The organism is Bradyrhizobium sp. B124, assembly GCF_038967635.1.
In the GTDB taxonomy this organism is placed as follows: domain Bacteria; phylum Pseudomonadota; class Alphaproteobacteria; order Rhizobiales; family Xanthobacteraceae; genus Bradyrhizobium.
In genome coordinates this window covers 1808768-1834609 of the sequence record NZ_CP152413.1, presented here as the reverse complement: position 1 = coordinate 1834609, position 25842 = coordinate 1808768, and the positions used below count along the sequence as shown (strand labels likewise).

At 63.5% G+C, this 25842-nt stretch carries 36 protein-coding genes; 34 read left to right on the top strand and 2 right to left on the bottom strand.

The genetic code is table 11. The features are described from left to right. Positions 1–160: 160 nt before the first annotated feature. Positions 161–2215, top strand: coding sequence for an ABC transporter ATP-binding protein (locus AAFG13_RS08845; protein WP_342711769.1), 2055 nt, complete (start codon positions 161–163; stop codon positions 2213–2215). 111 nt (positions 2216–2326) lie between these two features. Here AAFG13_RS08845 and AAFG13_RS08840 read toward each other — a convergent pair whose 3' ends face one another. Then, positions 2327–3535 carry an NAD(P)/FAD-dependent oxidoreductase gene (locus AAFG13_RS08840; RefSeq protein ID WP_212309669.1) on the bottom strand — a complete coding sequence of 403 codons (1209 nt, stop codon included), beginning with the start codon at positions 3533–3535 and terminating at the stop codon, positions 2327–2329. Positions 3536–4236: 701 nt separating this feature from the next. On the opposite strand from AAFG13_RS08840, the gene rpsL reads away from it, so the two are divergent. The 33 genes from rpsL (at position 4237) to AAFG13_RS08675 (ending at position 24684) form a co-directional block, all read left to right on the top strand. Continuing rightward, positions 4237–4608, top strand: coding sequence for a 30S ribosomal protein S12 (rpsL, locus tag AAFG13_RS08835; RefSeq protein WP_028168167.1), 372 nt, complete (start codon positions 4237–4239; stop codon positions 4606–4608). Between the two features lie 15 nt (positions 4609–4623). Continuing rightward, positions 4624–5094, top strand: a complete 471-nt coding sequence (gene rpsG / locus AAFG13_RS08830) for a 30S ribosomal protein S7 (protein ID WP_021081660.1) — start codon at positions 4624–4626, stop codon at positions 5092–5094. Positions 5095–5124: 30 nt separating this feature from the next. Continuing rightward, a complete protein-coding gene (gene fusA / locus AAFG13_RS08825) occupies positions 5125–7197 on the top strand; it encodes an elongation factor G (RefSeq protein ID WP_212309667.1) in 2073 nt (690 codons plus the stop codon). Between the two features lie 40 nt (positions 7198–7237). Continuing rightward, positions 7238–8428: an elongation factor Tu gene (gene tuf, locus AAFG13_RS08820; protein WP_212309666.1), complete on the top strand. Its 1191-nt coding sequence runs from the start codon at positions 7238–7240 to the stop codon at positions 8426–8428. 94 nt (positions 8429–8522) lie between these two features. Continuing rightward, complete coding sequence (rpsJ, locus tag AAFG13_RS08815; protein WP_002712302.1) at positions 8523–8831, top strand: 30S ribosomal protein S10; 309 nt, start codon at positions 8523–8525, stop codon at positions 8829–8831. Positions 8832–8885: 54 nt separating this feature from the next. After that, the gene (gene rplC / locus AAFG13_RS08810; RefSeq protein ID WP_029081772.1) at positions 8886–9605 is read left to right on the top strand and encodes a 50S ribosomal protein L3; all 720 of its coding nucleotides are present in this window, start codon (positions 8886–8888) and stop codon (positions 9603–9605) included. 1 nt (position 9606) lies between these two features. Beyond that, a complete protein-coding gene (rplD, locus tag AAFG13_RS08805; RefSeq protein ID WP_173637158.1) occupies positions 9607–10227 on the top strand; it encodes a 50S ribosomal protein L4 in 621 nt (206 codons plus the stop codon). Beyond that, entirely contained in the window at positions 10224–10523 is a 300-nt protein-coding gene (locus AAFG13_RS08800) for a 50S ribosomal protein L23 (RefSeq protein WP_092114992.1), read from the top strand. The genes rplD and AAFG13_RS08800 overlap by 4 nt, the downstream gene beginning before the upstream one ends. Before the next feature lie 12 nt (positions 10524–10535). Further along, positions 10536–11369, top strand: coding sequence for a 50S ribosomal protein L2 (rplB, locus tag AAFG13_RS08795; RefSeq protein ID WP_021081655.1), 834 nt, complete (start codon positions 10536–10538; stop codon positions 11367–11369). 12 nt (positions 11370–11381) lie between these two features. Next, positions 11382–11660, top strand: a complete 279-nt coding sequence (rpsS, locus tag AAFG13_RS08790) for a 30S ribosomal protein S19 (RefSeq protein ID WP_018272137.1) — start codon at positions 11382–11384, stop codon at positions 11658–11660. 10 nt (positions 11661–11670) lie between these two features. Further along, the gene (gene rplV, locus AAFG13_RS08785) at positions 11671–12057 is read left to right on the top strand and encodes a 50S ribosomal protein L22 (protein WP_018272136.1); all 387 of its coding nucleotides are present in this window, start codon (positions 11671–11673) and stop codon (positions 12055–12057) included. A gap of 20 nt (positions 12058–12077) precedes the next feature. Next, entirely contained in the window at positions 12078–12779 is a 702-nt protein-coding gene (rpsC, locus tag AAFG13_RS08780; RefSeq protein WP_018272135.1) for a 30S ribosomal protein S3, read from the top strand. A 30-nt stretch (positions 12780–12809) separates the two neighbouring features. Beyond that, positions 12810–13223 carry a 50S ribosomal protein L16 gene (gene rplP, locus AAFG13_RS08775; protein ID WP_016843752.1) on the top strand — a complete coding sequence of 138 codons (414 nt, stop codon included), beginning with the start codon at positions 12810–12812 and terminating at the stop codon, positions 13221–13223. Between the two features lie 5 nt (positions 13224–13228). Next, positions 13229–13435 carry a 50S ribosomal protein L29 gene (gene rpmC, locus AAFG13_RS08770; protein ID WP_212309665.1) on the top strand — a complete coding sequence of 69 codons (207 nt, stop codon included), beginning with the start codon at positions 13229–13231 and terminating at the stop codon, positions 13433–13435. A 10-nt stretch (positions 13436–13445) separates the two neighbouring features. After that, positions 13446–13694: a 30S ribosomal protein S17 gene (gene rpsQ, locus AAFG13_RS08765; protein WP_092114991.1), complete on the top strand. Its 249-nt coding sequence runs from the start codon at positions 13446–13448 to the stop codon at positions 13692–13694. Positions 13695–13769: 75 nt separating this feature from the next. Next, positions 13770–14138, top strand: coding sequence for a 50S ribosomal protein L14 (gene rplN / locus AAFG13_RS08760; RefSeq protein ID WP_011473865.1), 369 nt, complete (start codon positions 13770–13772; stop codon positions 14136–14138). Further along, positions 14138–14452, top strand: a complete 315-nt coding sequence (gene rplX, locus AAFG13_RS08755; protein WP_050402253.1) for a 50S ribosomal protein L24 — start codon at positions 14138–14140, stop codon at positions 14450–14452. The genes rplN and rplX overlap by 1 nt, the downstream gene beginning before the upstream one ends. Beyond that, entirely contained in the window at positions 14445–15002 is a 558-nt protein-coding gene (rplE, locus tag AAFG13_RS08750) for a 50S ribosomal protein L5 (RefSeq protein WP_097675079.1), read from the top strand. Before rplX ends, rplE begins: the two co-directional genes overlap by 8 nt. Positions 15003–15048: 46 nt before the next feature. Continuing rightward, complete coding sequence (gene rpsN, locus AAFG13_RS08745; RefSeq protein ID WP_212309664.1) at positions 15049–15354, top strand: 30S ribosomal protein S14; 306 nt, start codon at positions 15049–15051, stop codon at positions 15352–15354. Positions 15355–15368: 14 nt separating this feature from the next. Next, on the top strand, positions 15369–15767 hold the full coding sequence (gene rpsH, locus AAFG13_RS08740) for a 30S ribosomal protein S8 (protein WP_212309663.1): 399 nt from the start codon (positions 15369–15371) through the stop codon (positions 15765–15767). A 14-nt stretch (positions 15768–15781) separates the two neighbouring features. After that, the gene (rplF, locus tag AAFG13_RS08735) at positions 15782–16315 is read left to right on the top strand and encodes a 50S ribosomal protein L6 (RefSeq protein WP_092114986.1); all 534 of its coding nucleotides are present in this window, start codon (positions 15782–15784) and stop codon (positions 16313–16315) included. A gap of 11 nt (positions 16316–16326) precedes the next feature. Continuing rightward, positions 16327–16686: a 50S ribosomal protein L18 gene (gene rplR / locus AAFG13_RS08730; protein ID WP_342711767.1), complete on the top strand. Its 360-nt coding sequence runs from the start codon at positions 16327–16329 to the stop codon at positions 16684–16686. Positions 16687–16744: 58 nt separating this feature from the next. Next, positions 16745–17320 carry a 30S ribosomal protein S5 gene (rpsE, locus tag AAFG13_RS08725; RefSeq protein ID WP_028349043.1) on the top strand — a complete coding sequence of 192 codons (576 nt, stop codon included), beginning with the start codon at positions 16745–16747 and terminating at the stop codon, positions 17318–17320. Positions 17321–17360: 40 nt separating this feature from the next. Beyond that, a complete protein-coding gene (gene rpmD / locus AAFG13_RS08720; RefSeq protein WP_092114985.1) occupies positions 17361–17552 on the top strand; it encodes a 50S ribosomal protein L30 in 192 nt (63 codons plus the stop codon). 21 nt (positions 17553–17573) lie between these two features. Continuing rightward, positions 17574–18059, top strand: coding sequence for a 50S ribosomal protein L15 (gene rplO / locus AAFG13_RS08715; protein ID WP_176530648.1), 486 nt, complete (start codon positions 17574–17576; stop codon positions 18057–18059). A gap of 158 nt (positions 18060–18217) precedes the next feature. Continuing rightward, a complete protein-coding gene (gene secY, locus AAFG13_RS08710; RefSeq protein WP_342711766.1) occupies positions 18218–19552 on the top strand; it encodes a preprotein translocase subunit SecY in 1335 nt (444 codons plus the stop codon). 71 nt (positions 19553–19623) lie between these two features. Next, positions 19624–20538, top strand: coding sequence for an adenylate kinase (locus AAFG13_RS08705; RefSeq protein ID WP_342711765.1), 915 nt, complete (start codon positions 19624–19626; stop codon positions 20536–20538). A 191-nt stretch (positions 20539–20729) separates the two neighbouring features. Beyond that, positions 20730–21098 (top strand): 30S ribosomal protein S13, encoded by a 369-nt coding sequence (gene rpsM, locus AAFG13_RS08700; protein ID WP_173637151.1) that lies wholly within the window; start codon positions 20730–20732, stop codon positions 21096–21098. 115 nt (positions 21099–21213) lie between these two features. Then, positions 21214–21603 carry a 30S ribosomal protein S11 gene (gene rpsK, locus AAFG13_RS08695; RefSeq protein WP_006021048.1) on the top strand — a complete coding sequence of 130 codons (390 nt, stop codon included), beginning with the start codon at positions 21214–21216 and terminating at the stop codon, positions 21601–21603. 118 nt (positions 21604–21721) lie between these two features. After that, entirely contained in the window at positions 21722–22753 is a 1032-nt protein-coding gene (locus tag AAFG13_RS08690; RefSeq protein ID WP_092114981.1) for a DNA-directed RNA polymerase subunit alpha, read from the top strand. Positions 22754–22875: 122 nt separating this feature from the next. Further along, positions 22876–23292: a 50S ribosomal protein L17 gene (gene rplQ, locus AAFG13_RS08685; protein WP_097675083.1), complete on the top strand. Its 417-nt coding sequence runs from the start codon at positions 22876–22878 to the stop codon at positions 23290–23292. A gap of 291 nt (positions 23293–23583) precedes the next feature. Next, positions 23584–24378 carry an SDR family oxidoreductase gene (locus tag AAFG13_RS08680; RefSeq protein ID WP_342711763.1) on the top strand — a complete coding sequence of 265 codons (795 nt, stop codon included), beginning with the start codon at positions 23584–23586 and terminating at the stop codon, positions 24376–24378. A gap of 9 nt (positions 24379–24387) precedes the next feature. Beyond that, positions 24388–24684, top strand: coding sequence for a DUF1330 domain-containing protein (locus AAFG13_RS08675; RefSeq protein ID WP_212309660.1), 297 nt, complete (start codon positions 24388–24390; stop codon positions 24682–24684). Here AAFG13_RS08675 and AAFG13_RS08670 read toward each other — a convergent pair. Beyond that, positions 24681–25808 (bottom strand): hypothetical protein, encoded by a 1128-nt coding sequence (locus AAFG13_RS08670; RefSeq protein ID WP_342711762.1) that lies wholly within the window; start codon positions 25806–25808, stop codon positions 24681–24683. The two genes, AAFG13_RS08675 and AAFG13_RS08670, sit on opposite strands and share 4 nt — an antisense overlap. Positions 25809–25842: the final 34 nt, after the last annotated feature.

Here is a 25842-nt window from a genome sequence, read left to right as displayed (position 1 = left end):
AAACGGCGGCCGTGCCGTGATCCGAATCCACGGGACCGCGCGCCGCGCCGTTCCAAACGCTTTGCCGAATTCATTGTGATCGCATAGGATTGTACCAGCAGCATTCGCCGCTGCGGTTTCGATTTGCGGTCATGCCGGCCGTGGAGCAACGGTTGGTTTCATGGCGCCAAGACCTCCTGCATCAAACGATCCGAATCGATCGGCGGCCGACGATCCCGAGCTGAAGAAAAAGTCTGCGGCCGCGGCCGGTCCGCCTGCGGCAACGGCCTCCGCCAAGCCCGCCGCCGCGCCGGCCGATGACGACGATGATGAGGACGAGGACGACGAGTTCGAGCTCGACGACGATGATGACGAGGACCTCGTCGTCTTCACCGCCAGGGAAGCCGCCGGCGCGCTCTCCACGATCTTCAGCTTCGTCAAGCCGATCCTGACCAACTACAAGAAGCCGCTCGCCTTCGTCGCGATCGGCGTGCTGGTCGAGACGTTGTTCAACGTCATCATGCCGCTCAGCCTGAAATTCCTGATCGACGACGCGCTCGGCGAGGAGGATTTCCAGGCTCTTTACAAGATCCTCGGCGTGCTCGCGGTCGCCGGCATCGTCACCTCGATCATCGCGGTCTGGTACGAGCGCTGGGATGCGCGGCTCGGCGCGGGCATCATCGCCGACGTCCGGACCCGCATCTTCGACCACGTCCAGAACCTGCCCTCGGCCTATTTCGCCCGCACCAAGCGCGGCGAGATCCTGTCGCGTTTCTCGATCGATCTGTCGGCCTTCGAGGGCTCGGTCAAGACCTTCGCCAACAGCGCGGCGCTGCCGGGCCTCGAGCTGATCGCCGGCATCATCCTGATGCTGTTCCTGAACTGGCAGCTCGCCGTGGTCGCCTTGCTGGTGTTTCCGATCACGCTGATCGGGCCGCGCATCCTGACGCCGAAGGCGGTGCTGGCCAATTACGAGCAGAAGCAGAACGAAGCCGCGCTGCTCGGCATGGTGCAGGAGAACGTCGCGGCCCAGGCGGTGGTCAAGGCGTTCAACCTGCAGCGCCGGGCGCTCGGCTGGTTCACGCTGCGCAACCGCGACGTCCGGGCCAAGGCCGCCTCAGCCATGTTCCTGTCCACGATGGTGGAGCGCACCGTCACCATTTCGGTGCTGCTGCTTCACCTCGTGGTGCTGGCGATCGGCGCCTATCTCGCCACCAAGGGGCAGATCACGGTCGGCACCTTCGTGACCTTCGAGAGCGCATTCTGGGAGGTGTCGTACAACATCGCCCATCTCATGCATTTCATCCCGGTGTCGATCCAGTCTGCGGCGGCAGTGCGGCACATCCAGGAGCTGCTCGACGAGCCGACCCGCGGCGCTGACCGCCCCGGCGCGCCGGATCTGCCGCGCATCACCAACGACATCTCCTTCGACCGCGTCACCTTCCAGTATGAGGGGGCGCAGACGCCGGTGCTCGACAATCTCAGCCTCAAGCTCAATGCCGGCAAGAGCATTGCGATCGTCGGTCCCAGCGGCTCCGGCAAGAGCACGCTGATCAACCTGATCCTGCGGCTCTACGTGCCGGACGAGGGCCGCGTCGCGATCGACGGCGTCGACATCCGCCGGGTGACGCGCGAGTCGCTGCGGGCCAGCATGGCGGTCGTGTTCCAGGAGAACATGCTGTTCAACATGTCGATCCGCGAGAACATCCGGCTCGGCAAGGAAGGGGCCACCGACGCGGAGGTCGAGGACGCCGCCAGGAAGGCCGAGATCCATCGCTACATCATGAGCCTGCCGCAGCGCTACGACACGCCGGTCGGCGAGCGCGGCGACACCTTGTCCGGCGGCCAGCGCCAGCGCATCGCGATCGCGCGCGCGATCATCCGCAATCCGTCCGTGCTGCTGCTCGACGAGGCGACCTCGGCGCTCGACCAGACCACGGAGGCGGCGATCAACCGCACGCTGCTCAAGGTCGCCGAGGGTCGCACCATGATCTGGTCGACGCACCGACTGGCCTCGGTGGTCGAGATGGACGAGATCATCGTGATCTCCGGCGGCAGGGCGATCGAACGCGGCTCGCACGAGGAACTGCTGGCCCTGAATGGCGTCTACCGCAGGCTGTGGGACGACCAGGGGCATGTCCATCACGACGCGGACGACGAGGATGACGACGACGCGGACGATGATGAAGATGACGAGGATGAAGACGACGAGGATGAGGACGAAGACGAGGCGTGAGTCCCGCGCCGCGTCGCCGGCGATGGCCGGGCGCTAGAATCTTGTTTGACGCGCTTTCTTCACGCGAACCGGTATCCACTTCGCTCGAAAACGCTCCTGCTGAGCGCGCCCTTACGCCCTGTCTGCGGCGTGCGGACGTTGCCGGAAGTGATTGGCGGACCGTGTCGCTGACGCCGCCTGCGGGCGGTGCAGGCGGCGCAGCGTGCCCCGGCCGAGATAGCCGAGGAAGCGTGCCCAGCGCTGGGCTTGCCAGTAGGGCCCGCTGCCGATCGACACCTCGCGGAAGTTGAATGCCTTGGCATTCGACCACGCATCGCACTCCGTCTTGACCGGATCGTCGTAGAACGCCGTGATCTTCTCCTCGCCCATGCCGTCGGTCGCAAGCCAGGCCGGGATATGGACATTGCAGAGCTGGGACACGTCGGTGAACACCTTGTCGGTCCCGGTGCCGGTGACGGGGCAGGTGCTGGCGAAGGCATCGCCGACCAGTACGACGCCGGCCTGCCGATAGCCGGTGCTGACATAGACGTCGGCGGGCCTGATCTTGATGTCGCCGACCACGTCGAACTCACCGGTGAGCCGGCGCAGCCGCGGCAGCGCAGCGTTCAGCGTCTCGACCGGATTGCGCCGCATCGCCCGCAGCCACGGATCGTCGGCCGGGCGGTAGGTGAAGAGGTTGGCGCGCATCCGGTTTCCGACCGGAAACAGCGTGATGTAGGGGATGCGGTCGCTCGGCCGCTCCGAAAAGTAGGTCATGGCCGCGAACGGGAAGGCGGGGCGGCCGACGGGGATGAAATCGAAGCCGATCGAGATCGAATGGCAGAAGCTGGTCACCAGCCGCTCGATGCCGAGCATCCGGCGCAGCCCGACATTCAGGCCGTTGGCAAGCACCACGAGCCGCGCCGAGATCTCCTCGCCGCCCGAAAGCACGAGCCGCTGCCGCTCGGAGCTGGTCGCGACATTGACGACCTTGTCGCGGATGAATTCCGCCGGCCCGGCGATCTCGGCCCGAATCGCAGTGATCAGCGCGTCGTACATGATGCCGTATTGCCGGCTCGGCTGCCGGTCGAGCAGATGGCCGAATCGCGCGATCCAGTTCTCGCCGTCGAGCGTCGCCGAACGCAGCACGGATTCGGCAATTCCGGTGCGGGCGAATCGCGCGAGCTGGAGGTCGCCGCCGACCTTTTCGACGCGGAAGTCGAACGGATAGACTTGGTGGGGGTCGATCAGGACGGTCGGTATCCCGGCACGGCCGAGCATGGCGGCCGCGGTCGAGCCCGCAAGACCTCCGCCGATGATCGCGATGTCGGTGTACCGCATGACGTTTTCCGTGGCCGTAGACCGCAATTTTTGCGCTGCGAATGGCAAATAAAGGCTTAGTTTCGAAATTCGCCTTCGGGTCCAAGTTGGGGAGAATTGTTTCTAATCATATTTTACCCGGATATAATATGATTCCGTTGGCGTGCCGGAGATTCGGATTCGGGCGAGGGGAGTCGCAGACGCTGTCATATTTCGACGTCCGACGAGTGCCGCGAAATGCGAAATCTGCAAGCGCCAGAGGCGTTTCTTTGCTTGTCGTTTTGCTTGACTTCACTATCTCTCGATTATACAAGGCGCTCACTTAACGACAGGCGGTGAGCTACGCCAGCGTCGGAACGGAACACCCCAAGGCCCTTTTTCAGGCGCCGGCCGGGGCACCAACCTCGACGAATGCCGCTCAAACGCTGTCGATGATAGCTAGGCAATGCCAGGACGATTTTGGTTCTCTTGAGCACGTCCTCTTGAGAGTGAATTCGGATGCATGACCTCGGTGGCGGACCGGACAGCGAGCGCTGAACGGTTCGGAATCGCGGTCCTCTGTGGCGTCGATGCGCTTTCCGCTCAGTGATGAGTGGTTGGCGCGATTTCGCTTTGCGCGGGTGTTTGTTCCGCGTCGAGCGGGCCGTACGGGACGGCTAGTCCTGAGAAGAAATTTGCGGAGCCATTCAAGGTTTCCGCGCGAACTAAAGGGTGAAGGCTGCATGCCGACGATCAACCAGCTGATCGCAAAACCACGTGAAGTGCAGAAGTCGCGCAAGAAGGTGCCGGCGCTGCAGCAGTCGCCGCAGAAGCGCGGCGTGTGCACGCGCGTCTACACCACGACCCCGAAGAAGCCGAACTCGGCGCTTCGTAAGGTCGCCAAGGTGCGCCTGACCAACGGCTTCGAGGTGATCGGCTACATCCCGGGTGAAGGCCATAACCTGCAGGAGCACTCGGTGGTCATGATCCGCGGCGGCCGCGTCAAGGACTTGCCCGGCGTGCGCTACCACATCCTCCGTGGCGTGCTGGATACCCAGGGCGTCAAGAACCGTAAGCAGCGTCGTTCGAAGTACGGCGCGAAGCGTCCGAAGTAAGCGGGAAACGATCAGATGTCGCGTCGCCATTCTGCTGAGAAGCGTGAAGTTCTTCCGGATCCGAAGTTCGGGAACATCATCATTACGAAGTTCATGAACTCGGTGATGTACGCCGGGAAGAAGTCGGTCGCCGAAAACATCGTCTACGGTGCGCTCGGCATGATCGAGGCCAAGACCAAGCAGCCGCCGCTCGGCGTGTTCGAGCAGGCGCTCGAGAACGTGATGCCGACCATCGAGGTCCGTTCCCGCCGCGTCGGCGGCGCGACCTACCAGGTGCCGGTGGAAGTCCGCTCGGTGCGCCGTCAGGCGCTCGGCATTCGCTGGCTGATCTCGGCCGCCCGTGAGCGCAACGAGAAGACCATGACGGAGCGTCTTTCGGCCGAGCTGCTCGACGCCTCGAACAATCGCGGCAACGCCGTCAAGAAGCGTGAAGACGTGCACCGGATGGCGGAAGCCAACCGCGCCTTCTCGCACTATCGCTGGTAACGGCGAAACACGGAATTTAAGGAACAGCCTATGCCTCGCGTTCATGCCATAGAGAACTACCGCAACTTCGGTATCATGGCGCATATCGATGCCGGCAAGACCACGACCACCGAGCGCATCCTGTATTACACCGGCAAGAGCCACAAGATCGGCGAAGTGCACGAAGGTGCCGCGACGATGGACTGGATGGAGCAGGAGCAGGAGCGTGGCATCACGATCACTTCGGCTGCTACCACCGCGTTCTGGAACGGCAAGCGCCTTAACATCATCGACACCCCCGGCCACGTCGACTTCACCATTGAGGTCGAGCGTTCGCTGCGCGTGCTCGACGGCGCCGTTTGCGTTCTCGACTCCAACCAGGGCGTCGAGCCGCAGACCGAGACCGTCTGGCGCCAGGGCGACAAGTACAAGGTTCCGCGCATCGTCTTCGCCAACAAGATGGACAAGACCGGTGCCGACTTCTTCAAGTGCCTGTCCGACATCGTCGACCGCCTCGGCGCCAAGCCGATCGCGATCCAGCTTCCGATCGGTGCCGAGAACAACTTCAAGGGTCTCGTCGACCTGGTTGTCATGAAGGGCATCGTCTGGAACGATGAATCGCTCGGCGCCAAGTTCGACTATGTCGACATCCCGGAAGACATGGTCGAGCAGGCCAAGGAATATCGCGAGAAGATGGTGGAAGCCGCCGTCGAGCTCGACGACGATGCCTTGGCTGCCTTCCTCGACGGCAAGGAGCCGGACGAGGCGACGCTGAAGCGTCTGATCCGCAAGGCCGTGCTGACCGGTGCGTTCTATCCGGTGCTGTGCGGCTCCGCGTTCAAGAACAAGGGCGTTCAGCCGCTGCTCGACGCGGTCGTCGACTATCTGCCGTCGCCGGTCGACGTGCCCGCGATCAAGGGCATCGACGATGACGGCAACGAAGTCGTGCGCCATGCGGACGACAAGGAGCCGCTGGCGCTGCTCGCGTTCAAGATCATGGACGACCCGTTCGTCGGCACCATCACGTTCTGCCGCATCTATTCCGGCGTTCTGCAGTCGGGCACCGGCGTGGTGAACTCGACCCGCGAGAAGAAAGAGCGCATCGGCCGCATGCTGCTGATGCATGCGAACAACCGCGAAGACATCAAGGAAGCCTATGCCGGCGATATTGTCGCGCTGGCTGGCCTGAAGGAAGCGCGCACTGGTGACACGCTGTGCGATCCCGACAAGCCGGTCATCCTCGAGAAGATGGAATTCCCGGAGCCGGTGATCGAGATCGCGATCGAGCCGAAGTCGAAGGCCGACCAGGAAAAGCTCGGCGTGGCGCTCGCCAAGCTCGCTGCGGAAGATCCGTCGTTCCGCGTGTCGACCGACCAGGAGTCCGGCCAGACCATCCTCAAGGGCATGGGCGAACTGCATCTCGACATCAAGGTCGACATCCTCAAGCGCACCTACAAGGTCGATGCCAACATCGGCGCGCCGCAGGTGGCGTTCCGCGAGCGCGTGACCAAGAAGGCCGAAGTCAAGTACACGCACAAGAAGCAGACCGGCGGTACCGGTCAGTTCGCCGAAGTGTCGATCGTCGTCGAGCCGAACGAGCCCGGCAAGGGCTATGAGTTCGAATCGAAGATCGTCGGCGGCGCGGTGCCGAAGGAATACATCCCCGGCGTCGAAAAGGGCCTCAACAGCGTGATGGGCTCCGGCGTCGTTGCCGGCTTCCCGGTGGTGGACGTCAAGGTGCAGCTGGTCGACGGCAAGTATCACGACGTCGACTCGTCGGCACTGGCCTTCGAAATCGCGTCGCGCGCCGCGTTCCGCGAGGCGCTGACGAAGGGCAAGTCCGTTCTGCTCGAGCCGATCATGAAGGTCGAGGTGGTGACCCCGGAAGACTACACCGGTTCGGTCATCGGCGACCTGAATTCCCGGCGCGGCCAGATCCAGGGCCAAGACATGCGCGGCAACGCCAACGTCATCAACGCGATGGTGCCGCTCATGAACATGTTCGGTTACGTGAACAACCTGCGCTCGATGAGCCAGGGTCGCGCGACCTTCACAATGCAGTTCGATCACTACGCCGAAGCACCGGCGAACGTGTCGGCTGAAGTCCAGAAAAAGTTTGCTTGATTGTCGTTGGTTAGCAACTAACGACTGAACGGAGAGTCAAATGGCCAAAGCAAAATTCGAGCGTAACAAGCCCCACTGCAACATCGGCACCATCGGTCACGTCGACCATGGCAAGACCTCGCTGACCGCAGCGATCACCAAGGTGCTTGCAGAGACCGGCGGCGCGACGTTCACCGCCTACGACCAGATCGACAAGGCGCCGGAAGAGAAGGCGCGCGGCATCACGATCTCGACCGCTCACGTCGAGTACGAGACGAAGAACCGTCACTATGCCCACGTCGACTGTCCCGGCCACGCCGACTACGTCAAGAACATGATCACCGGTGCCGCGCAGATGGACGGCGCGATCCTGGTCGTGTCGGCTGCTGACGGCCCGATGCCGCAGACCCGCGAGCACATCCTGCTCGCCCGCCAGGTCGGCGTGCCCGCGCTCGTCGTGTTCCTCAACAAGTGCGACATGGTCGACGATCCGGAGCTGCTCGAGCTCGTCGAGCTCGAGGTTCGTGAGCTGCTCTCGAAGTACGAATTCCCGGGCGACAAGATCCCGATCATCAAGGGCTCGGCGCTCGCCGCTCTCGAAGACAAGGACAAGACGCTCGGCCACGATGCCATCCTCGAGCTGATGCGCAATGTCGACGAATACATCCCGCAGCCGGAGCGTCCGATCGACCAGCCGTTCCTGATGCCGGTTGAAGACGTGTTCTCGATCTCGGGCCGCGGCACCGTCGTCACCGGCCGTGTCGAGCGCGGCATCATCAAGGTCGGCGAGGAAATCGAGATCGTCGGTATCCGCGACACCCAGAAGACCATCGTCACCGGGGTCGAAATGTTCCGCAAGCTGCTCGATCAGGGCCAGGCCGGCGACAACATCGGTGCGCTGCTCCGCGGCACCAAGCGCGAGGAAGTCGAGCGTGGCCAGGTGCTGTGCAAGCCCGGTTCGGTCAAGCCGCACACCAAGTTCAAGGCTGAAGCCTACATCCTCACCAAGGAAGAGGGCGGTCGTCACACCCCGTTCTTCACCAACTACCGTCCGCAGTTCTACTTCCGCACCACCGACGTGACCGGCGTTGTGCACCTGCCCGAAGGCACCGAGATGGTGATGCCGGGCGACAACATCGCGATGGAAGTGCACCTGATCGTGCCGATCGCGATGGAAGAGAAGCTGCGCTTCGCGATCCGCGAAGGCGGCCGCACCGTCGGCGCCGGCGTCGTCGCCGCCATCATCGAGTAAGGGTGGATCAGTCAGTTTGCAGCGGGTGGGTTCGCCCACCCGCCGCTCACCACTCGCTATTCGCTAATTGAGCGACGAAGAAAGAGATACGGCAATGAACGGCCAAAACATTCGCATCCGTCTCAAGGCGTTCGACCATCGAATCCTCGATACGTCGACCCGTGAGATCGTGAACACGGCGAAGCGCACCGGTGCGCAGGTTCGCGGACCGATTCCGCTGCCGACCCGCATCGAGAAGTTCACCGTCAACCGTTCGCCGCACGTTGACAAGAAGAGCCGCGAGCAATTCGAGATGCGCACTCACAAGCGCCTCCTCGACATTGTCGACCCGACCCCGCAGACCGTCGACGCGCTGATGAAGCTCGACCTGGCCGCCGGTGTCGACGTCGAGATCAAGCTCTAAGGTTTTGGATTTTTACGTCCGCCGCTTGCGGACAGAAAGACAGGAAGCACGCCGATGCGCTCCGGAGTGATCGCACAAAAGGTCGGGATGACGCGGGTCTTTACGGAGACCGGCGAGCATATCCCTGTGACCGTGCTGAAGTTGGGCAACTGCCAGGTGCTGGGCCACCGCACGACCGAGAAGAACGGCTATGTCGCTCTTCAGCTCGGCTCGGGCGCCCGCAAGACGGTGTACATGCCGAAGGCCGAACGCGGCCAGTTCGCGGTCGCCAAGGTCGAGCCGAAGCGCAAGGTCGCCGAGTTCCGCGTGTCCGAGGACGCGCTGATCCCGGTAGGCGCGGAAATCCAGGCGGACCATTTCGTGGTCGGCCAGTTTGTCGACGTGACCGGCACCTCGATCGGTAAGGGCTTCGCCGGCGGCATGAAGCGCTGGAATTTCGGCGGTCTGCGCGCCACCCACGGCGTGTCGGTCTCGCACCGTTCGATCGGTTCGACCGGTGGCCGTCAGGATCCCGGCAAGACCTTCAAGAACAAGAAGATGCCCGGTCACATGGGCGTCGATCGCATCACCACGCTCAATCTGCGCGTGGTTTCGACCGACGTCGAGCGCGGCCTGATCCTCGTCGAAGGCGCCGTTCCCGGCTCCAAGGGCGGCTGGATCTCGGTGCGCGACGCGGTCAAGAAGCCGCTGCCGAAGGAAGCCCCGAAGCCCGGCAAGTTCAAGGTCGCCGGCGGTGAAGCTGCCGAGGCTGTAGCCGAGAAGGAGGGCGTGTGAGATGGAACTAAAAGTCACCACCCTTGAAGGCAAGGATGCCGGTTCGGTTCAGCTGTCGGACGAGATATTTGGTCTCGAGCCGCGCAAGGACATCATCCAGCGTTGCGTGCAGTGGCAGCTCAACAAGCGCCAGGCCGGCACGCATAAGGCCCAGGGCCGCGCCGACGTCTGGCGCACCGGCAAGAAGATGTACAAGCAGAAGGGCACCGGCGGCGCCCGTCACGGCTCGGCCCGCGTGCCGCAGTTCCGCGGCGGTGGCCGTGCCTTCGGTCCGGTGGTTCGCTCCCATGCGACCGACCTGCCGAAGAAGGTGCGCGCGCTCGCGCTGAAGCATGCGCTGTCGGCCAAGGCCAAGGACGGCGGGCTGATCGTGATCGACAATGCACAGCTCGAGGCCGCCAAGACCAAGGCGCTGCTCGGTCACTTCTCGGGCCTCGGCCTGACCAACGCGCTGATCATCGACGGTGCGGAGCTGCACAACGGTTTCGCGACCGCGGCCCGCAACATCCCGAACATCGACGTGCTGCCGATCCAGGGCATCAACGTCTACGACATTCTCCGCCGCCACAAGCTGGTGCTGACCAAGGCTGCGGTTGATGCGCTGGAGGCGCGCTTCAAATGAAGAACATCGATCCGCGCCACTACGACGTCATCATCTCGCCGGTCGTGACGGAAAAGGCGACGCTCGCCTCCGAGCACAACAAGGTGATGTTCAAGGTCGCCGGCAAGGCGACCAAGCCGCAGATCAAGGAAGCGGTCGAGAAGCTGTTCGACGTCAAGGTGAAGAGCGTCAACACTCTCGTTCGCAAGGGCAAGACCAAGGTGTTCCGCGGCAATCTCGGTTCGCAGTCGGACTCCAAGCGCGCGATCGTGACCCTTGAAGAGGGCCACCGCATCGACGTGACTACCGGACTATAAGGCGCAACGACGATGGCATTGAAAACCTACAATCCCACGACGCCGGGCCAGCGCCAGCTGGTCATGGTCGATCGTTCGGCGCTCTACAAGGGCAAGCCGGTGAAGACCCTGACCGAGGGCAAGCTCGGCAATGGCGGTCGCAACAACACCGGTCGCATCACCGTGCGTTTCCGCGGCGGCGGCCACAAGAAGGCTTACCGCACCGTCGACTTCCGCCGCGACAAGGTGGACATGCCGGCGGTCGTGGAGCGGCTGGAGTACGATCCGAACCGCACCGCTTTCATCGCGCTGATCAAGTATCAGGACGGTGAGCTGGCCTACATCCTGGCGCCGCAGCGTCTGGCGGCGGGCGACACCGTCGTCGCCGGCAACTATGTCGACGTGAAGCCGGGCAACGTCATGCCGCTCGGCAACATGCCGGTCGGCACGATCGTGCACAACATCGAGCTGAAGATCGGCAAGGGCGGCCAGCTGGCACGCTCCGCCGGTACCTATGCCCAGATCGTCGGCCGCGACCAGGACTACGTCATCGTCCGCCTGAACTCGGGCGAGCAGCGTCTCGTGCACGGCCGTTGCCGCGGCACGATCGGCGCGGTCTCGAACCCGGATCACATGAACATCTCGATCGGCAAGGCCGGTCGTACCCGCTGGCTCGGCTGGCGCCCGCACAACCGCGGCGTCGTCATGAACCCGATCGATCACCCGCACGGCGGTGGTGAAGGTCGTACCTCGGGCGGTCGCCACCCGGTTACTCCGTGGGGCAAGCCGACCAAGGGCAAGAAGACCCGCACCAACAAGTCGACCAACAAATTCATTCTCCTCAGCCGCCACAAGCGGAAGAAGTAAGGAACGCCGGACATGGTTCGTTCAGTCTGGAAAGGCCCGTTCGTCGAGGGTTCTCTGCTCAAGAAGGCAGATGCCGCGCGCGCGTCCGGCCGTCACGACGTCATCAAGATCTGGAGCCGTCGCTCCACCATCCTGCCGCAGTTCGTCGGCCTGACCTTCGGTGTCTACAACGGCCAGAAGCATGTGCCGGTGGCGATCAACGAGGAAATGGTGGGTCACAAGTTCGGCGAGTTCTCGCCGACCCGGACCTTCCACGGCCACTCGGGCGACAAGAAAGCCAAGAAGGCTTGAGGAATAGACGATGAGCAAACCAAAGCGCGAACGTAGCCTCGCGGACAATGAGGCCAAGGCCGTCGCCCGCATGCTGCGCGTCAGCCCGCAGAAGCTCAACCTGGTGGCGCAGCTGATCCGCGGCCGCAAGGCTTCGGCTGCGCTCGCCGACCTGCAGTTCTCGCGCAAGCGGATCGCGGTCGACGTCAAGAAGTGCCTGGAATCGGCGATCGCGAACGCCGAGAACAACCATGACCTCGATGTCGACGATCTCGTCGTTGCCGAGGCGCATGTCGGCAATGGCATCGTGATGAAGCGTTTTGCTCCGCGCGGCCGTGGCCGTTCGGGCCGTGTGTTCAAACCGTTCTCGCACCTGACCATCGTGGTTCGTCAGGTCGAGGCCGAGGCAAGCGCCTAAGAAGGGCGCAGGAGAAGACGATGGGTCAAAAGATCAATCCAATCGGGCTGCGTCTCGGCATCAACCGGACCTGGGACTCCCGTTGGTTCGCCGGCAAGCAGGAATACGGCAAGCTCCTGCACGAGGACGTCAAGATCCGCGAGATCCTGCACAAGGAGCTCAAGCAGGCGGCTGTCGCCCGCATCGTGATCGAGCGCCCGCACAAGAAGTGCCGCGTGACGATCCACTCGGCCCGTCCGGGCGTCGTGATCGGCAAGAAGGGCGCCGATATCGACAAGCTGCGCAAGAAGGTTGCCGACATCACCTCGTCGGACGTCGTGATCAACATCGTTGAAATCCGCAAGCCGGAGCTCGACGCGACCCTGGTCGCTGAATCGATCGCCCAGCAGCTCGAGCGCCGCGTTGCGTTCCGCCGCGCCATGAAGCGCGCCGTGCAGTCGGCGATGCGTCTCGGCGCCGAGGGCATCCGCATCAACTGCTCGGGCCGTCTCGGCGGCGCCGAAATCGCGCGCATGGAGTGGTATCGCGAAGGTCGCGTGCCGCTGCACACGCTGCGCGCCGACGTCGACTACGGCGTTGCCACCGCGTTCACGACCTTCGGCACCTGCGGCGTCAAGGTCTGGATCTTCAAGGGCGAGATCCTCGAGCACGATCCGATGGCCCAGGACAAGAAGATGGCCGAGGGCGACAACACGCCGCGTTCGCGCCGCGACGCCGCTTGAGGCAAAGCAGGAATTTGAGGGCTTAAAGCCATGATGCAACCTAAGAAGACGAAGTTCCGGAAGGCGCATAAGGGCCGTATCCACGGCGTTGCGACCTCTGGCGCGACGTTGGCGTTCGGCCAGTTCGGCCTGAAGGCGATGGAGCCTGAGCGCGTCACCGCCCGTCAGATCGAAGCCGCCCGCCGCGCGCTGACCCGTCACATGAAGCGCGCCGGCCGCGTCTGGATCCGGGTGTTCCCGGACGTGCCGGTGTCGAAGAAGCCCGCCGAAGTCCGCATGGGCTCCGGCAAGGGTGCGCCGGAATTGTGGGTGGTCCGGATCAAGCCGGGCCGCGTGATGTTCGAAATCGACGGCGTGCCGGTGCAGACCGCCAAGGAGGCGCTGTCGCTCGCCGCCGCCAAGCTGCCGATCAAGACGCGCTTCGTTGCGCGCATTGCGGAGTAATCGCCATGGCCGAGATGAAAGTTGAAGACATTCGCGCGATGAGCGACGACCAGCGGGACGACGCGGTCCTTAACCTGAAGAAGGAACGCTTCAACCTGCGTTTCCAGCGCGCCACCGGGCAGCTGGAGAACACGTCGCGGATGCGGGAAGCCCGCCGCGATATCGCTCGTATCAAGACCATCGCCGCGCAGCTGCGCGCGAAGAAGAAGTAAGGGGCCAGCTATGCCGAAACGTACTCTGCAGGGCGTGGTCGTGAGCGACAAGCAAGCCAAGACCGTGGTGGTGCGCGTCGACCGCCGCTTCACCCACCCGATCTACAAGAAGACGATCCGCCGTTCCAAGAACTACCACGCGCACGACGAGGACAATCAGTTCAAGCCGGGCGACATGGTCTGGATCGAGGAATCGAAGCCGATCTCGAAGCTGAAGCGCTGGACCGTGGTCCGGGGCGAACACAAGAAAACGGCCTGATTACTTCGGCCTGGCCGAAGACATTCAGGGAAATTTTGGGCGCGCTAAAGCGCAGAAAGAGGACGAGGTGCATCAATGATTCAGATGCAGACCAACCTCGACGTGGCCGATAATTCAGGCGCACGCCGTGTCATGTGCATCAAGGTTCTTGGAGGTTCCAAGCGCCGCTATGCCACCGTGGGCGACGTTATCGTTGTGTCGATCAAGGAAGCCATTCCGCGTGGCAAGGTGAAAAAGGGCGACGTGATGAAGGCCGTCGTGGTCCGGGTCCGCAAGGACATCCGCCGCGCCGACGGTTCGGTCATCCGTTTCGACCGCAACGCCGCCGTGCTGATCAACAATCAGTCCGAGCCGGTCGGCACCCGTATCTTCGGGCCGGTGCCGCGCGAGCTGCGCGCCAAGAACCACATGAAGATCATTTCGCTTGCGCCGGAGGTGCTGTGATGGCTGCCAAGATCCGCAAGGGCGACAAGGTGATGGTGCTCACCGGCCGCGACAAGGGTCGCACCGGCGAGGTGTTCGAGGTGCGTCCGGACGAGAACAAGGCTCTCGTTCGCGGCATCAACATGGTGAAGCGTCACCAGAAGCAGAGCCAGACCCAGGAAGGCGGCATCATCTCCAAGGAGATGCCGATCGACCTGTCCAACATTGCGTATGTCGGCAAGGACGGAAAGCCGACCCGCATTGGGTTCAAGATTCAGGCCGATGGCAAGAAGGTTCGTGTTGCCAAGAGCTCGGGAGCAGAGATCGATGGCTGAGACAGCTTACACGCCGCGTCTGCGCGCGGAGTATGACAAGAAGATCCGCGGCATGATGACCGAGAAGTTCGGTTATGCCAACGTGATGCAGGTGCCGCGCCTCGACAAGGTGGTGCTCAACATGGGCGTTGGCGATTCCGTCAACGACCGCAAGAAGGCCGAGACCGCCGCCGCCGAGCTGAGCCAGATCGCCGGCCAGAAGGCGATCGTGACCTATTCGCGGATCGCGATCGCGACCTTCAAGCTGCGCGAGAACCAGCCGATCGGCTGCAAGGTCACGCTGCGCAAGGCCCATATGTACGAGTTCATCGACCGCCTGGTAAACGTGGCGCTGCCCCGCGTCCGCGACTTCCGCGGCCTGAACCCGAAGAGCTTCGACGGCCGTGGCAACTATTCGCTCGGCATCAAGGAGCACATCATTTTCCCCGAGATCGACTTCGACAAGGTCTCGGAAGCGCGTGGCATGGACATCACGGTGTGCACCACCGCCAAGACCGACGACGAGGCGCGTGCCTTGTTGACCGCTTTCAATTTCCCGTTCCGGCAGTGAGTAGCTGAGGCAAAGCCACTCAAACGCGGATACCCAGGAGCCAAGCATGGCAAAGAAGAGTTCGATCGAGAAGAACAACCGGCGCAAGCGGATGGCGAAGAACGCCGCCCCGCAGCGCGAGAAGCTGAAGGCGATCATCGCCGACAAGACCAAGCCGATGGAAGAGCGCTTCGCGGCGACGCTGAAGCTCGCCGAGATGCCGCGCAACTCGTCGCCGACGCGCATCCGCAACCGTTGCGAGCTGACCGGGCGTCCGCGCTCGACCTATCGCAAGAACAAGCTCTCGCGCATCGCGCTGCGTGAACTCGGCTCCAAGGGCCTGGTTCCCGGCCTCGTGAAGTCGAGCTGGTAAGGAGGGTCGGAACAATGTCTACGCACGATCCGATCAGCGATCTCATCACCCGCATCCGCAACGCGCAGATGCGTTCGAAGTCCAAGGTCTCGAGCCCCGGCTCGAAGATGCGCGCCAATGTGCTCGAAGTGCTGAAGTCCGAGGGCTACATCCGCGGCTACGCCAGCGTCGAGCATGCCTCGGGCCGCAGCGAGCTCGAGATCGAGCTGAAGTATTTCGACGGCGAGCCCGTCATCCGCGAGATCGAGCGGGTGTCGAAGCCGGGCCGCCGCGTTTACGCCTCGGTGAGGAACCTGCCGCGCGTGAACAACGGTCTCGGCATTTCGGTGTTGTCGACGCCGAAGGGAATCATGGCTGACCACGAGGCGCGCGACGCCAACGTGGGCGGCGAAGTTCTCTTCACGGTGTTCTGAGGAAGGATTTTACGATGTCACGTATCGGCAAAAGGCCGGTGGCGATCCCGTCGGGTGTGACGGCAAGCGTCGAGGGCCAGACGGTGAAGGTGAAGGGGCCGAAGGGCCAGCTTCAGTTCGTCGTGCATGACGACGTCGAGGTGAAGTTCGAGAACGGCCAGGTCAAGGTCGCTCCGCGCGTCAAGACCAACCGTGCGCAGGCGATGTACGGAACCGCGCGCGCCCAGGTCGCCAACCTCGTCGAGGGCGTCACCAAGGGCTTCGAGAAGAAGCTCGAGATCACCGGCGTCGGTTACCGCGCCGCGATGCAGGGCAAGAACCTGCAGCTCGCGCTCGGCTACAGCCACGACGTGGTCTACGCGATCCCGGAAGGCATCACCATCGCGGTGCCGAAGCCGACCGAGATCACGATCACCGGCAACGATCCGCAGCGCGTCGGCCAGGTCGCCGCCGAGATCCGCGCCTACCGTCCGCCGGAGCCCTACAAGGGCAAGGGCGTGAAGTACGCCAACGAATTCATCTTCCGCAAGGAAGGCAAGAAGAAGTAACGGAGCCGGTCATGTCACTCAAGGTTACGAATGCCCGGCGCAAGCAGCGCGTCCGCCTTGCGCTTCGCCGCTCGGCAGGCGGCCGTCCGCGGCTGTCGGTGTTCCGCTCGTCCAAGCACATCTACGCCCAGGTCATCGACGACCAGAAGGGCGAGACGCTCGCGTCCGCCTCGTCGCTGGAGAAGAACCTGCGCGACGCCGGCAAGACCGGCGCCGACATCGATGCGGCGAAGGCCGTCGGCAGGCTGCTGGCGGAACGCGCGGCGCAGAAGGGTGTCAAGGAAGTCGTGTTCGATCGCGGCGCCTACATCTATCACGGGCGCGTCAAGGCGCTCGCGGATGCGGCGCGCGAAGGCGGATTGAGCTTCTAAACTTTACGAACGATTACCAGGATAGAGGCGTCAGGCCTCCTAGAGATTGGAAAACACCATGGCAGGTGAACGCGAACGCGGCGGACGCGAACGGAGCAGGGATCGCGAGGAGCGCGACAGCGAGTTCGTCGACAAGCTCGTCCACATCAATCGCGTGGCGAAGGTCGTCAAGGGCGGCAAGCGCTTCGGCTTTGCGGCGCTGGTCGTGATCGGCGATCAGAAGGGCCGGGTCGGTTTCGGCCACGGCAAGGCGCGCGAAGTTCCGGAAGCGATCCGCAAGGCGACCGAATCTGCGAAGCGGAACCTGACGCGGGTCGCGCTGCGCGAAGGCCGCACGCTGCATCACGACATCGCCGGCCGTCACGGCGCCGGCCGCGTCTATCTGCGTGCCGCTCCGGCCGGTACCGGCATCATCGCCGGCGGCCCGATGCGCGCGGTGTTCGAGACGCTCGGCATCCAGGACGTGGTGGCGAAGTCGATCGGCTCGTCGAATCCCTACAACATGGTTCGCGCAACGTTCGACGCGCTGAAGCATCAGGATTCGCCGCGCTCGGTGGCCGCGCGCCGCAACATCAAGGTCTCCACCCTGCAGTCGCGCCGCGTCGGCGGTGACGCCGAAGTGGTGGCGGAATAACCCCGCGCGATTAGCCAGCGCGCTATTTGGAGTTACTGTCATGGCCCAGGCCAGCAAGACCATCAAGGTCGAGCAGATCGGCAGCGCAATCCGCCGCCATCACTCGCAGCGTTCGACGCTGATCGGCCTCAAGCTCAACAAGATCGGCCGGGTTGCCGAGCTGCAGGACACCCCTGAAGTTCGCGGCATGATCAGCAAAGTCCAGCATCTCGTCCGCGTCGTCGGCGAGTAAGCAGAGATAAGGAGAAGGGCGATGAAGCTCAGCGATATCGCCGACAACGCCGGCTCGCGCAAGAAGCGCATGCGTGTCGGCCGTGGCATCGGTTCCGGCAAGGGCAAGACCTCGGGCCGCGGCGGCAAGGGCCAGACCGCGCGTTCGGGCGTCCGCATCAAGGGTTTCGAAGGCGGCCAGATGCCGATGCATCGCCGCCTGCCGAAGCGCGGCTTCAACAACATCTTCCGGCTCGACTTCGCCGAGATCAATCTCGACCGTCTGCAGGAAGCGATCGACAACAAGCTGGTCGATGCAAGCGCGACGGTGAACGTCGAGTCGCTGGTGAAGGCCGGCGTGCTGCGCCGCGCCAAGGACGGCCTGCGGCTGCTCGGCCGCGGCGAGATCAAGACAAAGCTGACCATCGAAGCGCACGGCGCCTCCAAGTCGGCGATTGCTGCGGTCGAGAAGGCCGGCGGCTCGGTCAAGATCCTGGCCCCCGCCAAGGACGAAGGCGAGGCGGCGTAACATCTGCGTCATTGCCCGCGGCCTGCGCGGGCAATCCGCAGATCGAATGATGGACTTATCGAGGCCGAGCACCAGATAATGTCCGGTGTCTGCCGACGGCCCGAGAGAACGAGTTTCTTGGGGGCGTGGGCGAAGCGGGCTCCGGGAGAAAGCCGAACATGGTCTCAGCAGCCGAACAACTTGCCGCAAACCTCAATTTCGGACAGCTGGCGAAAGCCGACGAGCTGAAGAAGCGCATCTGGTTCACCCTGGGTGCGCTGCTTGTTTATCGGCTGGGCACCTATATCCCGCTGCCGGGCATCGATCCCAACGTCTGGGAGCAGGTGTTCCGCAGCCAGTCCGGCGGCATCCTCGGCATGTTCAACATGTTCGCCGGCGGTGGCATCCACCGCATGGCGATCTTTGCGCTGAACATCATGCCGTACATTTCGGCATCGATCATCGTCCAGCTGCTGACCACCGTGTCGCCGCAACTCGAGGCGCTCAAGAAGGAAGGCGAGGCGGGCCGCAAGACGCTGAACCAGTACACCCGCTATCTGACGGTGATCCTGGCGCTGTTCCAGTCCTACGGCATCGCGATCGGCCTCGAAGGCGCCGGCAATGTCGTCAGCGACCCCGGCATGTTCTTCCGGATCTCGACCGCGATCACGCTGACCGGCGGCACCATGTTCCTGATGTGGCTCGGCGAGCAGATCACCTCGCGCGGCATCGGCAACGGTATCTCGCTGATCATCCTGTCCGGCATCGTCGCCGAGCTGCCGTCGGCGCTCGCCAACATGCTGGAACTCGGCCGCCAGGGCGCGATGTCGACCGGCTTGATCCTGATCGTCATCGTGATGGCGGTCGCCGTGATCGCCTTCATCGTGTTCATGGAGCGTGCGCAGCGCCGGCTGCTGATCCAGTATCCGAAACGCCAGGTCGGCAACAAGATGTTCGAGGGCCAGTCCTCGCATCTGCCGCTCAAGCTCAACACCTCGGGCGTGATTCCGCCGATCTTCGCTTCGTCGCTGCTGCTGCTGCCGACCACGGTTGCGAACTTCAACGCCGGCAAGGGGCCGGAGTGGTTCCAGTGGCTCACCACCCAGCTCAGCCACGGCCGGCCGCTGTTCCTGCTGATGTATCTCGCGCTGATCGTGTTCTTCGCCTTCTTCTACACCGCGATCGTGTTCAACCCGACCGAGACCGCGGACAATCTGAAGAAGCATGGCGGCTTCATTCCGGGCATCCGGCCCGGTGAGCGCACCGCCGAATACATCGACTACGTGCTGTCGCGCATCACGGTGCTCGGTGCGATCTATCTCGCGATCGTCTGTCTTATTCCTGAAATTCTGATTTCCTACGCCTCGGTCCCGTTCTACTTTGGCGGCACTTCGCTCCTGATCGTCGTCAGCGTAACGATGGATACGGTGTCGCAGGTGCAGGGCTATCTGCTCGCTCATCAGTATGAAGGGTTGATCAGGAAGTCGAAGCTCAGGGGAGGCCGCCGCCGCTGATCGCGGCGCGGCTTCAAACTCAAAACACAGGTGTGCGGACGTCGCCCACCTAGCCGGGGGGCGAAACAGATATGAGATTGATCCTTTTGGGGCCGCCGGGCTCGGGCAAGGGAACCCAGGCGCAGCGGCTGGTGCACCGGCATGGCATCGTTCAGCTCTCGACCGGCGAGATGCTGCGCGCGGCCGCTGCCGCAGGCACTCCGGTCGGCTTGCAGGCCAAGGAGATCATGTCCAATGGCGGGCTGGTTCCCGACGAGGTCGTGGTGGGAATCATCGCCGACCGAATCGAGGAGCCCGACGCCAAGAAGGGCTTCATTCTCGACGGCTTCCCGCGCACCGTGCCGCAGGCGGAGGCCCTCGACGAGCTGCTCCGGAAAAAGCACCTCAAGCTCGACGCCGTCGTCGAGCTGCGCGTCAACGAGAGCGCGCTGCTCGCCCGCGTCGAGAAGCGTGCCGAGGAAACCCGCGCGCGCGGCGAGGAAGTGCGCCTCGACGATACGCCGGAAGTGCTGACCAAGCGCCTGGCGCAGTACCGCTCGCTGACGGAACCGCTGATTCACTATTACTCGGAGCGGCGGAAGCTTCTGACGGTCGACGGCATGATGACCATCGAGCACGTCACCCGCGAGATCAACCGGATCCTGACTGCGCTCGGCGCGCTGGAACCGAAGGAGCACGAGGAAGCCAGGAGCGCCTCGAAGGTGTCCAAGACAGCCAGGAAGACCGCGAAGCAGCCGACCAAGAAGGCAGCTAAATCGGCCAAGACGGCCGCCAAACCGGCCCGTAAGGCCGCCAAGGGGGCCTCAAAGCTGGCCTCCAAGGGCAAAGCTGCCAAGAATGCTGGCAAGAAAACTGCGAAGCAGCCGGCCAGGAAGACCGTGAAGAAGGCCGCAAAGCAGGCCGCCCGTGCCGCGAATGCCCGGAAGGGGGCAAAAGCCGCCAAAAAGGCAGCAAAAAAGCTCACGAAAAAGCGAGCTAAACGCTAGGAGCGGTTGACGAAACCGACATGAATCCTTTAATAAGCCCCGCATCCAAGTTGGATAGTTTTATGACGATGCCGGGCCCCGAAGGACATGAGGGGAAGGGCGTCGTGTTCGCGTTTGTGGACACAAGCCCGCAGAGAGCAAGAACTTGAGAAGCCCGCATCCGTGATGGATCGGCGACAGGAGAGAAGTCCGTGGCCCGTATTGCCGGCGTCAACATTCCTACCAACAAGCGCGTGCTGATCGCGCTTCAGTACATCCATGGTATCGGCCAGAAGAACGCGGCCGACATCATCGAGAAGGTCAAGATCCCGGCGGACCGTCGTGTCAGCCAGTTGACCGACCAGGAGGTCCTGCAGATCCGCGAAGTCATCGACCGCGACTATCTGGTCGAGGGCGACCTCCGTCGTGAGGTCGGCATCAACATCAAGCGGCTGATGGACCTCGGCTGCTATCGCGGCCTGCGTCATCGCCGTGGTCTGCCGGTGCGCGGCCAGCGCACCCACACCAATGCGCGCACGCGCAAGGGGCCGGCCAAGGCGATCGCCGGCAAGAAGAAGTAAGTTTTACGAATTGCAGGTGGGGGGTAGCGAATCGAAAATTCGCTACTCGCCATTTGCGTTTTGAGGTGTAGCCGCTGGCACTACGGCGGCGTTGAGATCACAGGAAAGGTTTGAAATGGGCAAGGAAGCCACCCGCGTACGTCGCCGCGAACGCAAGAACATCGCCTCCGGCATCGCGCACGTGAATTCGTCGTTCAACAACACGACCATCACCATCACCGACGCGCAGGGCAACACCATCGCCTGGTCGTCGGCCGGCACGATGGGCTTCAAGGGCTCGCGCAAGTCGACCCCCTATGCCGCGCAGGTCGCGGCTGAAGACGTCTCCAAGAAGGCGCAGGAACACGGCATGCGCACGCTGGAGGTTGAAGTGGCCGGCCCGGGTTCGGGCCGTGAGTCGGCGCTCCGTGCGCTGCAGGCTGCGGGCTTCACCGTCACCTCGATCCGCGACGTGACCACGATCCCGCACAATGGCTGCCGTCCGCGCAAGCGTCGGCGCGTTTGATCTGTAAATCGCGGGCGGCATCTTGCCGCCCTGCGATCGTTTTCGGAATTGACCGCGCGGACTGTTCCGCGATCTCCAACGCCAGGTTCGGCCATTCGACGGGCCCAACGACTGGCCCATGGGTGAACAAGTGACGATCCAGAAAAATTGGCAAGAACTCATTCGACCGAACAAGCTGCAGGTGACGCCGGGCTCGGACGCGAGCCGGTTCGCCACCGTGGTCGCCGAGCCGCTCGAGCGCGGCTTCGGCCAGACGCTCGGCAACGCGCTGCGCCGCATCCTGCTGTCCTCGCTGCAGGGCGCGGCGGTGCAGTCGGTGCATATCGACGGCGTGCTGCACGAGTTCTCCTCGATTGCCGGTGTCCGTGAAGACGTCACCGACATCGTCCTCAACATCAAGGACATCTCGATCAAGATGCAGGGCGAAGGCCCCAAGCGCATGGTCGTGAAGAAGCAGGGCCCGGGCGCCGTCACCGCCGGCGACATCCAGACCGTCGGCGACGTCACCGTGCTCAATCCCGACCTGCAGCTCTGCACGCTGGACGACGGCGCCGAGATCCGCATGGAGTTCACGGTCGCGACCGGCAAGGGCTATGTCGCCGCCGAGCGCAACCGTCCCGAGGATGCGCCGATCGGCCTGATCCCGGTCGACAGCCTGTTCTCGCCGGTCCGCAAGGTCTCCTACAAGGTCGAGAACACCCGTGAGGGCCAGATCCTCGACTACGACAAGCTGACCATGACGATCGAGACCAACGGCGCGATCACGCCGGAGGACGCGGTGGCCTATGCCGCGCGCATCCTGCAGGATCAGCTCAACGTGTTCGTCAACTTCGAAGAGCCGCGCAAGGAAGTCACGCAGGAGATCATCCCCGATCTCGCGTTCAACCCGGCGTTCCTCAAGAAGGTCGACGAGCTCGAGCTGTCGGTGCGTTCGGCGAACTGCCTGAAGAACGACAACATCGTCTACATCGGCGACCTCGTGCAGAAGTCGGAAGCGGAAATGCTCCGTACCCCGAACTTCGGCCGCAAGTCGCTGAACGAGATCAAAGAAGTGCTGGCCCAGATGGGTCTGCACCTCGGCATGGAAGTGCCGGGCTGGCCGCCGGAGAACATCGACGAGCTCGCCAAGCGCTTCGAGGATCACTACTGATCCGATTCAATCATCATGGCCGGGCTCTCCCGGCCATGATTCCAACGGGCGAACGCAGGCAGCCCACCTGAGCAACATGTCCGACGAACCGTCGCGGCAGATTACAAAGTAAGGAATAGTCAATGCGTCACGGCAAGGTTCATCGGAAGCTCAACCGCACCGCCGAGCATCGGCGTGCGATGTTCGCCAACATGGCGGCCGCGCTGATCAAGCACGAGCAGATCGTCACCACGCTGCCGAAGGCCAAGGAGTTGCGGCCGATCGTCGAGAAGCTCGTCACCCTCGGCAAGAAGGGTGGGCTGGCCCTGCGCCGCCAGGCGATCTCGGAGCTGCGCGATCTCGACCAGGTCAAGAAGCTGTTCGACACGCTGGCGACCCGCTACAAGGACCGCCAGGGCGGCTACACCCGCATCATCAAGGCCGGCTTCCGCTACGGCGACAACGCGGCGATGGCCGTGATCGAGTTCGTCGACCGCGACGTCGATGCCAAGGGCCAGGACTCCGGTCCGACCCAGGACAAGGAAGCCGAGGCGGCGTAAGCCGCTCTTGAGCCAAGGTTTTGAAAATGGCGCCCTCGGGCGCCGTTTTTGTTTGGCCACGGTCCATCCCAGTCGTCATCCTGGCGAAAGCCAGGACCCATTACCCCAAATCTCAATTGTTGCGCGACGCTGGGGGCTCAAATCCTTCTCATAATCACCTGCGGTGGCAATGGGTCCTGGCTTTCGCCAGGACGACGAGGTGTGTTCTACCTCCTCACGCGTCGGTGAGATGCAATTGCAGTGCATCGTGCCGCGCCCGATATCTCGGTCAGCATCAATGGAGATGAAGCCATGAGAATCGACCTTTCCGGAAAGACTGCGCTGGTGACCGGCTCGACCGCCGGCATCGGCAACGCTATTGCGAGGGGGCTGGTCGACACCGGCGCCGAGGTCGTCATCAACGGCCGCAGTCAAGCCAAGGTCGATGCGGCGGTCGCCGCGATCGAGAAGGCGGTGCCGGGCGCCAAGGTCCGCGGCATTGCGGCCGACGTCTCGACGTCAGCCGGTTGCAAGGCGTTGCTCGCCGCGCTGCCTGACGTCGACATCCTCGTCAACAATGCCGGCATCTTCGAGCCGAAGGGCTTCTTCGACATTCCCGACGAGGACTGGAGCCGCTTCTTCGAGGTCAACGTGATGTCGGGCGTGCGGCTGTCGCGCGGTTACATGCAGGGCATGCTGAAGCGCAACTGGGGCCGCATCGTCTTCATCTCCTCGGAATCCGGCCTCAACATCCCGACCGAGATGATCCATTACGGCACGACCAAGACCGCGCAGCTGGCGATCGCACGCGGGCTCGCGCAGCTGACCCGCGGCACCGCCGTCACCGTCAACTCCGTGCTGCCCGGACCGACCATGTCCGAAGGTGTCGAGACCTTCGTCAAGGATCTTGCCAAGCAGAACGGCCAGTCGGTCGAGGAGGCGGCCTCCAACTTCGTCAAGCAACACCGGCCGACCTCGCTGTTGCAGCGCTTTGCCAGCACCGAGGAGATCGCCAACCTTGTCGTCTATGTCTGCTCGAAGCAGGCCTCCGCGACCAACGGCGCGGCGCTGCGCGCCGAGGGCGGCATCGTCAACACCATCGCCTGAGGCGCGGCCATGTCAGCCTATGTGATTTCCGAGGTCGACGTGAGGGACGCCGCAGGCTTCGAGGCTTATCGCACGATCGCGGCCAAGGCGATCGCGCAGTATGGCGGGCGCTATCTCGTGCGCGGCGGTGCCGCCGAAGCGGTGGAAGGCGGACCGCCGCCAAAGAACATCATCGTCGTCGAATTCCCGTCGATGGCGCGGCTGCGCGAGTGGTACGCGTCACCGGAATACGCCGAGGCGCTCAAGCATCGGCGGACCGCGTTGGACCGCCGGCTGATCTTCGTCGAGGGCGTTGTGCCGAGCTAGGCTTTGGCCCCGTCGAGGAACTCGCTGAAACCTGACGGGTGATAGGGGCCGAAGCATATCTGCTCGAGGACGCCAATTCCGGTCCGGTCGCCCTGGCGGGCGCGCACCACCTGTTGCACGTGCACGTTCTCGCGAGCCAGCGGATCGAGCGTTGCAGGATCGAACGACTCGCCGCCGATCTCGAGCTCACCCTTCCACATGCCCTGGCCCCATTGCGGATGACCGTAGCCGAGGCCCTTCATCTGGAATTTCAGGATCGGGTCGAGCGCGATGGTCGAGGTGTGACCGTCGATGTCGACCAGGTCGATCTCGGCTGACTGCGCAAGGCGCGTGTTCGGGACGTATTTGACGCGGTGCCGCGCGGTCGCCATGCGGCGGTCGCGCCCATCGACGACGCCGGGGATCTCGGCCTCGCTTCGGTAGAGCGGCGCGGTGATGCCCTCGCGGACCAGCGCCTCGCCCTGCGTCCCGTCGAAGAAGATGGCGTGCGAGATGTGGTCGTCCCAGACCAACGGCGCCCAGAGGAAGAACACGCTCGGCGGCGGCATCGGCGCGCCGCCGACGTCGCGTTCGCCGACATTGCGAACTCCCCAGGAGCGATCCTTGGTGCCGTAGCAGGTGTGATTGTCGACCTTGATCTCGCCGTCGGGGTGGCGCACGACGCCGCTCCAGCGGCCGAACTGGTCGAACCGGGTCGAATCCATCGCGCGGCGGTCGCCGGACCAAAGCGTCTGGCGCGCTTCCTGGATCGCGGCCGTGCGCGCTGAGAAGGTCAGGTCGCAGGCGAGGCCCGTCGCATTGTCGTCGAGCACGACCCGCGTCCGCCGCATCGGTTCGATGACCTCAAGCCTGAACGGGCCGACCTGCATCTCGGTGCGTTCAAGCGGCGCCCGCCGCGAACCGTAGAAGCAATGTTGACGTCCGCCGCGCTCCACCACGCTGAAGGCGCAATCGAGGATCTTGCGGTGCGGGTAGATCGCGATGCCGATGCCGAAATAATACGCGCCGTCCGCGGTGTAGCCGTTGAACCAGGTTCGGTCATAGACATTGCGGTCGCTGGTCGAGGGAACCGCGATCGGCTCCGGCGTCTGGTGGATGGGGAAGTCGTCCAGTTTGTTGAGCACGCCGATCCCTTTCGCTGTCTTGACGCGTTGTCTT

Excerpts from the sequence above, each read along its gene's own strand:
- AAFG13_RS08845 (WP_342711769.1), top strand. The coding sequence starts at position 161 with ATGGCGCCAAGACCTCCTGCATCAAACGATCCGAATCGATCGGCGGCC.
- AAFG13_RS08840 (WP_212309669.1), bottom strand. The coding sequence starts at position 3,535 with ATGCGGTACACCGACATCGCGATCATCGGCGGAGGTCTTGCGGGCTCG.
- rpsL (WP_028168167.1), top strand. The coding sequence starts at position 4,237 with ATGCCGACGATCAACCAGCTGATCGCAAAACCACGTGAAGTGCAGAAG.
- rpsG (WP_021081660.1), top strand. The coding sequence starts at position 4,624 with ATGTCGCGTCGCCATTCTGCTGAGAAGCGTGAAGTTCTTCCGGATCCG.
- fusA (WP_212309667.1), top strand. The coding sequence starts at position 5,125 with ATGCCTCGCGTTCATGCCATAGAGAACTACCGCAACTTCGGTATCATG.
- tuf (WP_212309666.1), top strand. The coding sequence starts at position 7,238 with ATGGCCAAAGCAAAATTCGAGCGTAACAAGCCCCACTGCAACATCGGC.
- rpsJ (WP_002712302.1), top strand. The coding sequence starts at position 8,523 with ATGAACGGCCAAAACATTCGCATCCGTCTCAAGGCGTTCGACCATCGA.
- rplC (WP_029081772.1), top strand. The coding sequence starts at position 8,886 with ATGCGCTCCGGAGTGATCGCACAAAAGGTCGGGATGACGCGGGTCTTT.
- rplD (WP_173637158.1), top strand. The coding sequence starts at position 9,607 with ATGGAACTAAAAGTCACCACCCTTGAAGGCAAGGATGCCGGTTCGGTT.
- AAFG13_RS08800 (WP_092114992.1), top strand. The coding sequence starts at position 10,224 with ATGAAGAACATCGATCCGCGCCACTACGACGTCATCATCTCGCCGGTC.
- rplB (WP_021081655.1), top strand. The coding sequence starts at position 10,536 with ATGGCATTGAAAACCTACAATCCCACGACGCCGGGCCAGCGCCAGCTG.
- rpsS (WP_018272137.1), top strand. The coding sequence starts at position 11,382 with ATGGTTCGTTCAGTCTGGAAAGGCCCGTTCGTCGAGGGTTCTCTGCTC.
- rplV (WP_018272136.1), top strand. The coding sequence starts at position 11,671 with ATGAGCAAACCAAAGCGCGAACGTAGCCTCGCGGACAATGAGGCCAAG.
- rpsC (WP_018272135.1), top strand. The coding sequence starts at position 12,078 with ATGGGTCAAAAGATCAATCCAATCGGGCTGCGTCTCGGCATCAACCGG.
- rplP (WP_016843752.1), top strand. The coding sequence starts at position 12,810 with ATGATGCAACCTAAGAAGACGAAGTTCCGGAAGGCGCATAAGGGCCGT.
- rpmC (WP_212309665.1), top strand. The coding sequence starts at position 13,229 with ATGGCCGAGATGAAAGTTGAAGACATTCGCGCGATGAGCGACGACCAG.
- rpsQ (WP_092114991.1), top strand. The coding sequence starts at position 13,446 with ATGCCGAAACGTACTCTGCAGGGCGTGGTCGTGAGCGACAAGCAAGCC.
- rplN (WP_011473865.1), top strand. The coding sequence starts at position 13,770 with ATGATTCAGATGCAGACCAACCTCGACGTGGCCGATAATTCAGGCGCA.
- rplX (WP_050402253.1), top strand. The coding sequence starts at position 14,138 with ATGGCTGCCAAGATCCGCAAGGGCGACAAGGTGATGGTGCTCACCGGC.
- rplE (WP_097675079.1), top strand. The coding sequence starts at position 14,445 with ATGGCTGAGACAGCTTACACGCCGCGTCTGCGCGCGGAGTATGACAAG.
- rpsN (WP_212309664.1), top strand. The coding sequence starts at position 15,049 with ATGGCAAAGAAGAGTTCGATCGAGAAGAACAACCGGCGCAAGCGGATG.
- rpsH (WP_212309663.1), top strand. The coding sequence starts at position 15,369 with ATGTCTACGCACGATCCGATCAGCGATCTCATCACCCGCATCCGCAAC.
- rplF (WP_092114986.1), top strand. The coding sequence starts at position 15,782 with ATGTCACGTATCGGCAAAAGGCCGGTGGCGATCCCGTCGGGTGTGACG.
- rplR (WP_342711767.1), top strand. The coding sequence starts at position 16,327 with ATGTCACTCAAGGTTACGAATGCCCGGCGCAAGCAGCGCGTCCGCCTT.
- rpsE (WP_028349043.1), top strand. The coding sequence starts at position 16,745 with ATGGCAGGTGAACGCGAACGCGGCGGACGCGAACGGAGCAGGGATCGC.
- rpmD (WP_092114985.1), top strand. The coding sequence starts at position 17,361 with ATGGCCCAGGCCAGCAAGACCATCAAGGTCGAGCAGATCGGCAGCGCA.
- rplO (WP_176530648.1), top strand. The coding sequence starts at position 17,574 with ATGAAGCTCAGCGATATCGCCGACAACGCCGGCTCGCGCAAGAAGCGC.
- secY (WP_342711766.1), top strand. The coding sequence starts at position 18,218 with ATGGTCTCAGCAGCCGAACAACTTGCCGCAAACCTCAATTTCGGACAG.
- AAFG13_RS08705 (WP_342711765.1), top strand. The coding sequence starts at position 19,624 with ATGAGATTGATCCTTTTGGGGCCGCCGGGCTCGGGCAAGGGAACCCAG.
- rpsK (WP_006021048.1), top strand. The coding sequence starts at position 21,214 with ATGGGCAAGGAAGCCACCCGCGTACGTCGCCGCGAACGCAAGAACATC.
- AAFG13_RS08690 (WP_092114981.1), top strand. The coding sequence starts at position 21,722 with ATGGGTGAACAAGTGACGATCCAGAAAAATTGGCAAGAACTCATTCGA.
- rplQ (WP_097675083.1), top strand. The coding sequence starts at position 22,876 with ATGCGTCACGGCAAGGTTCATCGGAAGCTCAACCGCACCGCCGAGCAT.
- AAFG13_RS08680 (WP_342711763.1), top strand. The coding sequence starts at position 23,584 with ATGAGAATCGACCTTTCCGGAAAGACTGCGCTGGTGACCGGCTCGACC.
- AAFG13_RS08675 (WP_212309660.1), top strand. The coding sequence starts at position 24,388 with ATGTCAGCCTATGTGATTTCCGAGGTCGACGTGAGGGACGCCGCAGGC.